This window comes from Pseudomyxococcus flavus, assembly GCF_050038885.1.
Classification (GTDB): Bacteria; Myxococcota; Myxococcia; order Myxococcales; family Myxococcaceae; genus Myxococcus; species Myxococcus flavus.
This window is the reverse complement of sequence record NZ_CP143624.1, coordinates 1643025-1654425: the sequence shown is the minus strand read 5'-3', so window position 1 is coordinate 1654425 and position 11401 is coordinate 1643025. Positions and strand designations below refer to the sequence as shown.

At 68.6% G+C, this 11401-nt stretch carries 7 protein-coding genes; 2 read left to right on the top strand and 5 right to left on the bottom strand.

Annotation, left to right across the window (positions count from 1 at the left end; genetic code table 11):
- Positions 1–1053 (bottom strand): ligase-associated DNA damage response exonuclease, encoded by a 1053-nt coding sequence (locus VZL07_RS06855; protein WP_426754542.1) that lies wholly within the window; start codon positions 1051–1053, stop codon positions 1–3.
- A gap of 257 nt (positions 1054–1310) precedes the next feature.
- Here VZL07_RS06855 and VZL07_RS06850 point away from each other — a divergent pair, with 257 nt between their 5' ends.
- Positions 1311–2804, top strand: a complete 1494-nt coding sequence (locus tag VZL07_RS06850; protein WP_426757249.1) for an anthranilate synthase component I family protein — start codon at positions 1311–1313, stop codon at positions 2802–2804.
- Entirely contained in the window at positions 2801–3364 is a 564-nt protein-coding gene (locus tag VZL07_RS06845; RefSeq protein WP_426754541.1) for an anthranilate synthase component II, read from the top strand. Before VZL07_RS06850 ends, VZL07_RS06845 begins: the two co-directional genes overlap by 4 nt.
- Here the strand turns inward: VZL07_RS06845 and VZL07_RS06840 are convergent, their stop codons facing one another.
- From VZL07_RS06840 to VZL07_RS06825, 4 genes are all read right to left on the bottom strand, one after another.
- Complete coding sequence (locus tag VZL07_RS06840; protein WP_426754540.1) at positions 3365–3970, bottom strand: histidine phosphatase family protein; 606 nt, start codon at positions 3968–3970, stop codon at positions 3365–3367.
- A 34-nt stretch (positions 3971–4004) separates the two neighbouring features.
- Positions 4005–4541 carry a hypothetical protein gene (locus VZL07_RS06835; protein WP_426754539.1) on the bottom strand — a complete coding sequence of 179 codons (537 nt, stop codon included), beginning with the start codon at positions 4539–4541 and terminating at the stop codon, positions 4005–4007.
- A gap of 14 nt (positions 4542–4555) precedes the next feature.
- The gene (locus VZL07_RS06830) at positions 4556–6205 is read right to left on the bottom strand and encodes a DUF6923 family protein (protein WP_426754538.1); all 1650 of its coding nucleotides are present in this window, start codon (positions 6203–6205) and stop codon (positions 4556–4558) included.
- Positions 6206–6584: 379 nt separating this feature from the next.
- Positions 6585–11114: a CARDB domain-containing protein gene (locus VZL07_RS06825; protein ID WP_426754537.1), complete on the bottom strand. Its 4530-nt coding sequence runs from the start codon at positions 11112–11114 to the stop codon at positions 6585–6587.
- Positions 11115–11401 lie beyond the last annotated feature (287 nt).

The following is an 11401-nucleotide window of genomic DNA, read 5'->3' as shown; positions in this document are numbered from 1 at the left end:
TCAGTCCTCCGCCTCGCCTTCGAAGGGGGTGGCCAGGGGCGCGGCGTCCACGCCCTGCTCGCGCAGGTAGCGCGCAAGGGGCTCCGCGTAGCCGTGGGTCACCAGCACCCGCTCCGCGCGCGTGTCCGCCACCGTGCGCAGCAGGTCCGGCCAGTCCGCGTGGTCCGACAGCACGAAGCCGCGGTCGAAGCCCCGGCGGCGGCGGTTTCCGCGCACGCGCATCCAGCCAGACGCGAAGCCCGTCTCGTACTCGCCGAAGCGGCGCATCCACGTGGAGCCGCTCGCGCTCGGCGGAGCCAGCACCAGCGCGCCCGCGAAGGACGTGCCCTTCTCCAGCTCGGACACGGGCTGCGTGGGCAGCATGTGGACGCCCGCCTCGCGATACGCCTCCACCAGCGCGTGGAGCGCGCCGTGGACGAACACGGTGCGGTCCGTCAGCCGCGCCAGCTCCGCGAGCAGCCGCTGCGCCTTGCCCAGCGCGTAGCAGAACAGCACCGACGCGCGTCCCAGCGCGCGGTTGGCGTCCCACCAGCGCAGGATGTCCTCGGCCACCTGCTCCGGCGCGTCCCAACGGAAGATGGGCAGCCCGAAGGTGGCCTCGGTGATGAAGGTGTCGCAGCGGACGGGCTCGAAGGGCGCGCACGTCGGGTCCGGCGCGCGCTTGTAGTCGCCGGAGACGACCCACGTCTCACCGCCATGCTCGACCCGGAGCTGGGCGCTGCCCAGCACGTGGCCGGCGGGGTGGAAGCTGACGGTGACGCCGTTGATGTTCAGCCGCTCGCCGTAGTCGAGCGTGTCGATGGTGGCGTCTTCACCCAGACGCCGGTGCAGCAGCCCCCTGCCTGCCCGGGCTCCCAGATAGCGGCGGCTGCCGCTTCGCGCATGGTCGCCGTGCGCGTGGGTGATGAGCGCCCGGTCCACCGGACGCCATGGGTCGACGTAGAAGTCGCCCGGAGCGCAGTAGAGCCCCTGTGGCGTCACCGTCATCAGTGGTGCGGAAGGAGAGGCGCTCAAAGCTCCATTCAGATAGCGAGGCGCTCGGGGACGGGCCACCCGGGGTACGACTCCGCCTCACCGGCCGATGCTCTCCGGGCTGCTCTCCGGCCACCCGCTGGCCCGGGGGCTTGCGCCTGGCGTGGAGGGGAATATCGGACTGCTTGGAGGACTCCGCTGGACGGGGGATAACCCCTCCGCTGGCGCCCGTCATGCTGCTGTCGTGAATCCACAACGCCGCCAGCGGAGTGTGCTGTTGGGAGACGGGCCACCCATTCCCCCTGCCGTGTCGCGCGGTGGGAAGCGAGTCAGTGACAATGGATGCACAGGAGCGGAAGTCAGCCTACCGGCAGCGCGCGGAGCAGGGCGAGGCGGTGCCCGTGTCGGTGGAGCTGCCGGCGGACCTCGACACGCCGCTGTCGGCCTACCTGAAGCTGGGCGGCGGCTCGCGCGGCTTCATCCTCGAGTCGTGCTACGGCGGCGAGCGTTTCGGCCGCTACAGCCACATCGGCGCGGAGCCCGCGGGCCGCGTGCGGCTGGACCGTCATGGCGCCACCGTGTGGCGTGGCGCGAGCGAGGAGCGCCGCGAGGGCAAGCCCCTGGACGTGCTGCGCCAGCTCTGGCGCGAGCTGGCCGTGGCCCGGCTCCCGGGCGAGGCGCCCTTCCTCGGCGGGCTCGTGGGGTACATGGGCTACAACTGCTTCTCGTGGCTGGAGCCCTCGGTGCCGGACCGGCACCCCAGCGACATCTCCTTCCCCGATTCGGAGTGGCTGGTGTGCGAGGACTTCGTCACGCACGACACCCGCACCGGGACGCTCAAGGCCACCGCCATTGCCCGGCCGTCCCTGCACGGCAGCGTCGCCGCCGCGCTGAAGGACGCGGAGGCGCGCGCGCAGGCCATGGCGGACAAGCTGCTGAAGCCGCTGCCTCCGGAGGCGTACGCGCCCGCGCCGCGCATGCGCGGAGACGTGGCGCCCACCGCGTGCTGGGACCGGGCGGGCTACGAGGCCGCGGTGGCGCGGGCCCAGGAGTACATCCGTGCCGGTGACATCTTCCAGGTCGTGCTCGCGCGCCGCTTCGAGGCCCGGGGCGCGCCGCCGCCGCTGTCGCTCTACCGCGCGCTGCGGCGGGTGAACCCCTCGCCGTACCTCTTCCTGGTGGAGCTGGGCGAGGCCCGTGCGCTGGTGGGCGCCTCGCCCGAGCTGCTGGTGCAGGTGCGCGACGGCGACGTGGTGGTGCGACCCATCGCGGGGACGCGGCGCCGCGGCGCGTCCGAGGCCGAGGACCTGGCCCTGGAGAAGGAGCTGCTCGCGGACGAGAAGGAGCGCGCCGAGCACATCATGCTGGTGGACCTGGGGCGCAACGACGTGGGCCGCGTGGCGGCGCCGGGCTCGGTGCGGCTCGAGGACATGATGGTCATCGAGCGCTACAGCCACGTGATGCACATCGTGTCGCAGGTGCGCGGCAGGCTCGACGCGAAGTACGACGCGCTGGACGCGCTGGCCAGCACCTTCCCCGCGGGCACGGTGTCGGGGGCGCCCAAGATTCGTGCGATGCAGATCATCGACGAGCTGGAGGTCCAGCGGCGCGGGCCCTACTCGGGCGCGGTGGGCTACCTGTCCTTTTGCGGCACACTGGACGTGGCCATCGCGCTGCGGACCTTCTTCGTGGACGGAGACCGGACGATGTGGACCGCGGGCGCCGGGCTCGTCGCCGACTCGGTGCCGTCCAAGGAGGCGGACGAGACGGAGGCCAAGGCGGGCGCCATGGCCGCCGCGCTGCGGATGGCGCGCGAGGGAGGTGGCCGGTGATTCTCGTCATCGACAACTACGACTCCTTCACCTTCAACCTGGTGCAGCTCCTGTACACGCTGGGCGCCGAGGTGAAGGTGGTGCGCAACGACGCGCTGGACGCTCAGGGCGTGGCGGCCTCCGGGGCCTCCCACCTGGTGATTTCTCCCGGGCCCTGCACGCCACATGAGGCGGGCGTCAGCGTGGAGGCCATTGCCCAATCACGCGTGCCGGTGCTGGGCGTGTGCCTGGGGCACCAGTCCATTGGCGCGGCGTTCGGCGGCAAGGTGGTGCGCGCGCCCGAGCCGGTGCACGGCAAGGCCGCGCGCATCCAGCACGGTGGCGCGGGCCTATTCACCGGATTGAGCGCGGGCTTCGCGGCGGCGCGCTACCACTCGCTCATCGTGGAGGCGCCGTCGCTGCCCGCCGAGCTGGAAGCCACCGCGTGGAGCGAGGACGGCCTCATCATGGCGCTGCGCCATCGCGAGCGGCCCGTGGTGGGCGTGCAGTTCCATCCGGAGAGCGTCCTCACCCCCGAGGGCCCGTCCCTGGTGCGCAACTTCCTGGAAGGGCGGCTGTAGCTACGCGCGCAGGTGCGTGGTGTCGTTCCACGAGACGATGGCGGGACGGCGCCTGTCCCCGTCATCGCCGAGCACGCTGATGGACGCGGTGCTCAGCAGGAAGAGGCGGCCTTCCCACGGGGGCAGGCCCAGCCACCGCGCGGCCAGCACGCGCAGCAGGTGCCCGTGGGCGAAGATGAGCACGTCTCCGTCCGTCCTGAGGACGTCGGAGATGACGCCATCCACGCGCGCGGCCACCTGCGCCGCGGACTCTCCGTTGGGGACACCGTTCTTCCAAATCGTCCAGTCCGGCCGCTCCGCGCGAATCTCCGCGCCCGTGCGGCCCTCGTAGTCGCCGTAGTCCCACTCCATGAGGTCCTCGCGCGCCTGAGCGAGGTCTCCGTAGCCGGCCAGGGCACACGTCTCCGCCGCGCGGCTCAGCGGGCTGGTGTAGACGGTGTCGAAGCGCCAGGCCTTGAGCGGGGAACCGAGGAGGCGGCCCATCTCCCGCCCGGAGTCGAGGAGCGGAATGTCCGTGCGGCCCGTGTGCCGACCATTGCGGCTCCATTCCGTCTCCCCGTGCCGGACGAGTACCACCTGCTTCCCGCGTGTCTTCATGGCGTCCATTCTGACAGGACCCTGGCCCCCGCGCAGGGGCTTGTCAGTGGGCGATGTAGGTCGCCGGAAGGAGCGTCTTGCCGCCCAGTCCATCGAAGAGGCTGTCTTCCAGGTGCAGGTGGATGACGACGCGCGAGCGTTGCTCCAGGGCGCTGCGCGTGGTCATGAACTGGATGGTTCCGGCCTGGGCGTTGACGAGCCCCGCCGTGCCCGCTTCCTGGAACGCCCCCACGTCGTCGAGGCGCACGGTGATGTCCACCTGCTTCACGTACCGGGGCAGGAAGAAGCGTCCCAGCAGATGGGCGTGGTCCGTGACCGCCAGGTCCATGGTGCGTGCGTTCGATGAGGGCTCGAAGCGGATGGGCTCGCCGAAGGACGTGACCTCGACCTGCCCCATGCCCAGCAGGAGCTTCTCGTACTGTGCCGCGTCCTGGCCCCGCAGGCGGATTTCGAAGGCGTCCAGGATGGGGTCGCCCAGCGCCCGCCTCAAATCGTCTTCGCTCCTATCGCAGGAACTTGTCCCCAGGGCGGCGAGCAGCACCAGAACCTGCATCCACCTGGATTGGGATGGAATCGTCATCACCGCTCTCCCGCTCAGAATCGGGGTTCCTCGGCGCGTTCGATCGCCCGCAGCGGGTCCACCGCGAAGATTCGCTTTCGCAGGGGGATGGCCGTCCGCTTGCCGGAATGGTTGTGCCGCTCCAGTAGCTGACGCAGCCCTTCCAACCGCTCGGGGGCGAGCGAGTCGGGATTCGCCAGCGTGGACAGGTCGGGCCCGGGGGTCTGGAAGAAGCGCTCGTTGCAGACCGCCGTCAGCGCTTCGCGCGCCGTCCGGACCTTCAAGGACTCCATGGGCGTGCGGCGACGGTTGTTCGAAGCGATGGCGGGGTTGGCCCAGAGGATGCCCAGGGCGCCCGGGAGGGTGGAGACCTCGCCGAGGGCGCCGAGGGAGATGGGGCCGTATTCCAGGCACTCCAGCAGGGCGCTCTCGCTGGCGCCGAAGAATCCGCGGTCGCGGGTCGTCGGCTGTGGGCTGGGCACGCCCCAGAAATAGTAGGAACACATCGCGCCATTCGCGAGCTGGGGCACTGGCTTCTTGATGAGCGTGGTCAGGTCGCCCGTCGCCACGTCCACGGCATGGAAGCCGCTGACCCGGTTGCTGTCGGGGCCGTGGGCCCCGTAGAGGAAGAGCTCGCCGTCACGGGTGACGACGGCGGCACTCATGACAGGGTTCACCAAAGGCATGCCGTCAATGCGCGCGGGCACGGGGGAGTCCGTCGCCACGCCCGTGAGCGGGTCGATGATGCTCAGCCGCTGGGTGGCGTTGTTGAAGGCATGGAGCTGGCTGTCCCGGGGATTCATCGCGAAGTCCGCCACCTGGAAAGGGAACGGCGCGGACACGACGTGCTCGGAGAGGGTCTCTCCAGTCCTGGGGTTGATGCGGATGAGGCGTTGGGTGCTGTGCTCGAAGCCGACGTAGGTGCCATCCTTGAGGACGGCGCCCGCGGTCCAGATGGCCGAGCGAGGCGCCGTGGTGTCCAGCGGGGCGATGACGCTCGCGGCGCCTTTCGCGTCCACGCGGATGAAGCTGGGAGCGCTGACGCCGTCCGAGGAGATGGCATACAGGGCGTTGTCGAAGTGATTGAACGCCAGCGCGTTGTAGGGAAGCGCGGCTTCCCCCTGAAGCGTCAGCGTGCCGGTGGCGGCGTCGAAGATGTAGAGCCGCGAGGGCGCCGTGGGCCGCCCTTCCGGAGAGGACGAGGCCGTGGAGAGGTAGACGGTGTCGTCGCAGAACAGGTCGGGCTGGGGGAGGCAGAGCACGTTGGTTCCCGCCTGGCTGGCGCCCGCGTCCCAGGTGATGCCGAAGGTGCTGGTGAAGGTGACCTCGTTGTTGGGCGTCGCGGGATTCGTGTCCTGCGTACCCAGTGAGAGGCAGGCTCCGTGGCTCTCCACCTGGATTTCGCACTGGTACGTGGCTTGACCTCCCGCGGGGAGCACGAGCGGCGGCGTGGGTGAGAGCGTGCAGGACTTCACCAGCGGATTGACCGCGGAGAGCAGCTCGGAGGGGAGTGCCGGGTCGATGTTGGTGGCGGTGAGCGTGAATCGCAGCGTCGCCGGGTAGGTGTCGACCGTGTATTGCTTGAGCCCGTTCACGCGCATCTCGGCACGGAAGTCATTGGCCCAGGCGTTCGGGGCCCAGACGGCGCCGACGAACAGGAGCCCGAGCCACTTCCTATCCATCATGGATGTCTCCACGTCCGTGATTGCTGGGGGACAGGGGACGGGCTGCAGTCGATGTGCCAGTTGTTCTCCTATTAATTGTTATTCTCAGGGGTTGATACGTGTGCCCCCAAGGGCTCCCGGGTGTCGAATGATGTTGTCTGGGAATGTCTTGGAAGCGGCGTGACGCTGAACCGGAGGTCTTCCACGTGTGCGGAATCGCCAGCCGGTTGAGCACGCAAGGGCAGGCGGCGCTGACGCCGTGGGCGGAGCGCTCCAGCGGGGACGTGTAAGAATTGCAGGAAGGAGGCTGGCGTTCTTTCAGGGCGTGCGTGCCGGGCCCGAGACAAAGCCCGGCCGAACGTCGGTGCGTTCGGCCGGGCCGGTCCTCAGAGAACGGCGACTACGGCGTCACCATGATGAGCCGGTCCGCGAGGATGTTGTTGTCCTCGCGCAGCTCCATCAGGTTCATCCAGGGGTCAGCGATGGCGCCCAGGTAGAAGAACCCCGTGGGGCCCGATTCCGGGGGCGTATGGGCGAACACCGAGGTGTTGCGTGTGATGCACTGCCCCGCGTCCAGGTTCTGGACCGTCACGATGCCAATGGGGTGCTGACTTTCGGAGGGGCCCCCGGGGCCGCCCTGATACGGGAACTCGAGCGCGCTGTTGCTCGACAGGTACAGCTCCACGTCGGTGTAGCCATTGGTGGAGGCGGTGCCCTGGTTGCAGACCTGCACCGTGGCGGTGAAGGAGCTGCCCGTTCTCACGGAGATGGGGCCGGAGACAGAGGTGACGACCAGGTCCGGCTGGTTGCCCACGCCCATGAGCCCACTGACGAAGGTGTTGTTGTCTTCGCGCAGCTCGAACTGGCTCTGGTCCGTATCGACGGCGGCACCCAGATACAGGGGCTGGTCCGGCTGGGCCTCGGAGGGCCGATTCACCCAGGCGGGGATGGGCTCCGTGAGGCATTGCCCGGGGTTCAGGGACTGCACGCTCCAATAGCCAATGGGCTCCTGCGTGCTCGGGTAGGGGGCACCGGGGCCATTCCACTGCGGCATCACGACCCGGGGCTGCGTGGAGAAGTACAGCTCCACCTGCGTGTGGTTCGACGTCTGCGTGCCCTGGTTGCAGACCGTCACGGTGGCGGTGAAGTCGCCGTTGCCCTCCACACTGGTGGGCGCTTGCACCGCGGTGATGACCAGGTCAGGACCGTTGCCCACGCCGATGAGTCCGCCGAGGAAGGTGTTGTTGTCCTCACGCAACTCAGGGAGCTGGTGATGGGTGTCGATGGCCGCGCCCAGATACAGTGCCTGGCTGGGCTGTGCCTCAATCGGCGGAGACACCCAGGCGGGAACGGCCAGGGTCATGCATTCGTCCACGTCGAGCGACGGGACACTGTACTCGCCGACGAGTGACTGGCTGTCCGGCAACGGGGCGCCTGTGCCGAGCACCTGTGGCATGACCATGTGCGGCTCGGTGGAGAAGTGCACTTCCAGGTGCGCAGGAGGCGCTTCCTCCGTGCCCTGATTGCAAACCGAGACGGTGACGGTGAAGGGGGCAGGACCCCCCACGCTCGCGGGGCTGGAGATGGCCGTGACGATGAGGTCGGGTCCATTGCCAACGCTGAGGCGCCCGCTCGCGAAGAGGTTGTTGTCCTCGCGCAGCTCCTGCTGGGACTGGTCCGCATCGACGATGGCGCCCAGGTAGAGCGGCTCGTCAGGGGCCGATTCGGGAGGCCGCGTCGCTGTCGCATGGGCGCTGCCGGTAAAGCACTTTCCGACGTTCAGCGGGGGGACGCTCATGCTGCCAACGGGGTGTTGCGTCGCGGGCAGCGCCGCTCCCGGGCCGTTCCAGTTGGGCATGCGCAGTTGCTCCTCCGACGAGAGGTGGATCTCCACGGTGGTGCTGTTCGAGGGCTGCGTGCCCTGATTGCACACCGTGACAGTCGGGTGGAGGTCTCCGTTGGGCACGACGTTGGGGGGCGCCTGCACCGAGGTGACGAGGAGGTCGGGACCGCTGCCAACGCCGATGAGCTCGCCCACGAAGGTGTTGTTGTCCTCGCGCAGCTCCACGACATTGTCCCAGCCATCGACGATGGTGCCCAGATAGAGTGGCTGGTCAGGCGTCGCCGCCGGAGGCCGAATCGCGGGGCCCTGGACGGACTGGGTGATGCACTGCCCCGCCTCCAGATATTGCACGTACATGAACCCGACATGGATCTGCGTGTCCGGATACGGCGCTCCGGGGCCATTCCACCTGGGCATGGCCACGGTGGGCACGGTGGAGAGGTGCAACTCCACGTCCGCGGAGCTCGCGTACATTGTGCCCTGGTTGCAGACCGTGACCTGGGCGGTGAAGGTGTCCGAGGGCTCCGCGCTCGCCGGACCCGTGATGGCGGTGACGACGAGGTCGGGCCCGTCTCCCACGCCGATGCGGCCATTCACGAAGGCATTGTTGTCCTCGCGAAGCTCGTCAACGGAAGCCGGCATGTCGGCGATGACACCCAGGTAGAGGGCCTCGGTGTCATCGTATTCGGGCACGTAGACCGTGCCCGTCGCGCGTCCCGTGAAGCACCGGCCGACGTGCAGGGTGGGAACCGACAGCTCTCCGACGAGCGATTGACTCCAGGGGAGCGGGTGTCCCGAGCCATTGAAGTCCGGTATCACCAGGCTGGGCTCGGTAGACAGGTACACCTGCGCCACGGTGGGCGCTGAGACATGGGTGCCCTGATTGCAGACGGTGATGGAGGGCGAGAACGGGTCGTGCCTGCGTACACTGGCCGGGCTGTCGACCGCGGTGACGACCAGGTCGGGACGAATGCCGAGGCCCATGGGGTCGCCAATGAAGTTGTTGTTGTCCTCGCGCAGTTCCTGGATCGAACCCCACGCGTCGATGCTGGCCGCGAGGTAGTAGGCTCGGTCAATGTGCTCCGCGGAGAGCCCTGGCATCTCGGTCGGCGTCGAGAGGGTCCTGCACTCGCCCGTGTCCAGGCCAGGGACGTTGATCAGCCCGATGGGGATGGCGGTGCGCAGGTCGATGGGCGCTCCCCATGGCGCCGTTGGGTTCAGAAATGCATTCGCGGCGAGGGAAAGGTCCAGGCGGGAAGGCGGGGCGGGAATGGTGCCCTGATTGCAGACGCGCGCCGTGACGGCGAACTCTTCGCCCGGCAGGGCGGAGGGCGGGCCCTTCACGAAGGCAATGTGCAGGTCCGGGCGTTCGCCCATTCCCACGCGCTCGCCGACGAAGGTGTTGTTGTCCTCGCGCAACTCCTGGACGTTCGACATCGTGTCGACTTCGGCGCCCACGTAGAACGCCTCGAACGAGGGCGGTGCATCTTCCGGCCGGATGGCCGGGAGTGGCGTGTCGCGTGTGACGCATTGGCCCGCTTCCAGGTCGGGGATGCTCAGCCAGCCAGCGGGGACCTGGGTCCCGGTGAGGAACGCTCCCCCCATGAGGGGGTCCACCGACGGGAGCATGGAGATGTAGAGCCCGACATCGGTCGACGGAGCCCAGCTGGTCCCTTCGTTACAAACGGTGACGCTCACGGTGGGGGCGGGGTTCCAGGGCGCAATGCTGGCCGGGGCGCGAATGCCCGTGACGACGAGGTCCGGCAAATCCCCCACGCCCATGGGACCACCGACGAAGAGGTTGTTGTCTTCGCTCAGTTCCTGGGTGTTTTGCGTCGTGTCGGCGATGGCCGCGACGAAGACGGTGCTGTCCGGTGGCACGCCAGGAGGAAGGCTCGCGAACCCCTCCACGCCGCGGGTGACGCAGTGGCCGGGGCTCAGCGGCGGCACATTCGTTTGGCCCACCATGACCTGGTCTGGAGGCGGTGCGCCCGGGCCGGGCATGACGAAGCTGCCGTCCGCGGAGAGGTGCAGCTCGACGACGCTGGAAGGCGCGGGTTCCGTGCCCTGATTGCAGACCCTCACGGAGGCGTGGAAAGGACTGCTCCCCCGGACGTTGGTGGGCACTTGCATCGACGTGACGACGAGGTCCGAGGCCAGACCCAGGACCACGGCGTGACTCACGAAGGTGTTGTTGCCCTCGTTCAGCTCCTGGGAGAACTGGTACGCGTCGGCGATGGCGCCCAGGTAGAGCGGCTGCGAGGGGGTTGCGTCCGGCGGTATCTCCACGGGGAGGGTGGACTGGCGGATGGCACAGTGCCCCGGCGTCAGCTCGGGCACTTCGACCCAACCGAGCAGGGCCCGGTCCGTGGGTGGGGGGGCGCTGGGGTCGGGGAGGGAGAGTGTGTCGTTCGTGGACAGATAGAGCTCCACGTATCCAAGGGTCGACGGGGCGGTGCCCTGGTTGCAGACCTTGAAGGTGGACGTGAGCGTGCCGCTGTACGTGGCGCTCGCGGGGCCCTGCAGCTCCGTGATGACGAGGTCGGGCTGATCACCGATGCCCAGGGCCGTCACCGCGGTGTTGTTGGCCTCGTCCAGCTCGACGAGGTGCTGCTGCACGTCGATGATGGCCCCCAGGTAGTAGGTACCGTCCGTGGACCCACCGGGCATCGTGGCCTGCCCGGTGAAAGCTCGCGTCACGCACTGACCCGCTTCCAGCGGCCCTGGGTCGAAGATGGTGAGGAGCACCTGGTCCGTGGGGGGTGGCAGGCTCGGGTCGGGCCAAGAGAGCAGGTCATCCGTGGACAGGTACAAGTCCAGGAGGACAGGACCGATGGGACTGATTGCGGGCGCCGTGCCTTCGTTGCAGACCTGGATGGTGGCGGTGAATGGCTCACCCGACCGGACGCTGGGGGGCCCTTGAAGCGATTTGATGACGAGGTCGGGGCCAAAGCCTCGGCTTTGCGGCTGACTCCTGAGTTGCTCGGGCTGGGTGGGGTCCGCGTTGCTCCCACAGCCCGTTCCTGCCAGCAGTCCTGCTGTCAGCAGGAACGTACCGCTCCAAGACGGCCTTCGCCGTTGCAGCATTGTTTCCTCCGGATGGACGACTCCGCGGACACACCGCCCGATGCGGGCGTCCGCGGAGGTCCGGAGGCTATACGGAGTGGGCAGATTTCTCTGAATTCCTGCTGATGCGAAAGACCGAGGCTGCGCTTGATATTGGGGCAGAAAGTCTTCGCCGCCGCGTGGCATCATGTGTGTGCTGCACTGCCAATGCACAGCACGCCACACCTGTGGGCGTGCTGTGCATCGCGTGCCGCGCCCATCATGGAGCGCCGCGACCCTGGCGCCAGCGCAGGTATTCCGCCGGTGCA

Excerpts from the sequence above, each read along its gene's own strand:
- VZL07_RS06850 (WP_426757249.1), top strand. The coding sequence starts at position 1,311 with ATGGATGCACAGGAGCGGAAGTCAGCCTACCGGCAGCGCGCGGAGCAG.
- VZL07_RS06840 (WP_426754540.1), bottom strand. The coding sequence starts at position 3,970 with ATGGACGCCATGAAGACACGCGGGAAGCAGGTGGTACTCGTCCGGCAC.
- VZL07_RS06835 (WP_426754539.1), bottom strand. The coding sequence starts at position 4,541 with ATGACGATTCCATCCCAATCCAGGTGGATGCAGGTTCTGGTGCTGCTC.
- VZL07_RS06830 (WP_426754538.1), bottom strand. The coding sequence starts at position 6,205 with ATGATGGATAGGAAGTGGCTCGGGCTCCTGTTCGTCGGCGCCGTCTGG.
- VZL07_RS06825 (WP_426754537.1), bottom strand. The coding sequence starts at position 11,114 with ATGCTGCAACGGCGAAGGCCGTCTTGGAGCGGTACGTTCCTGCTGACA.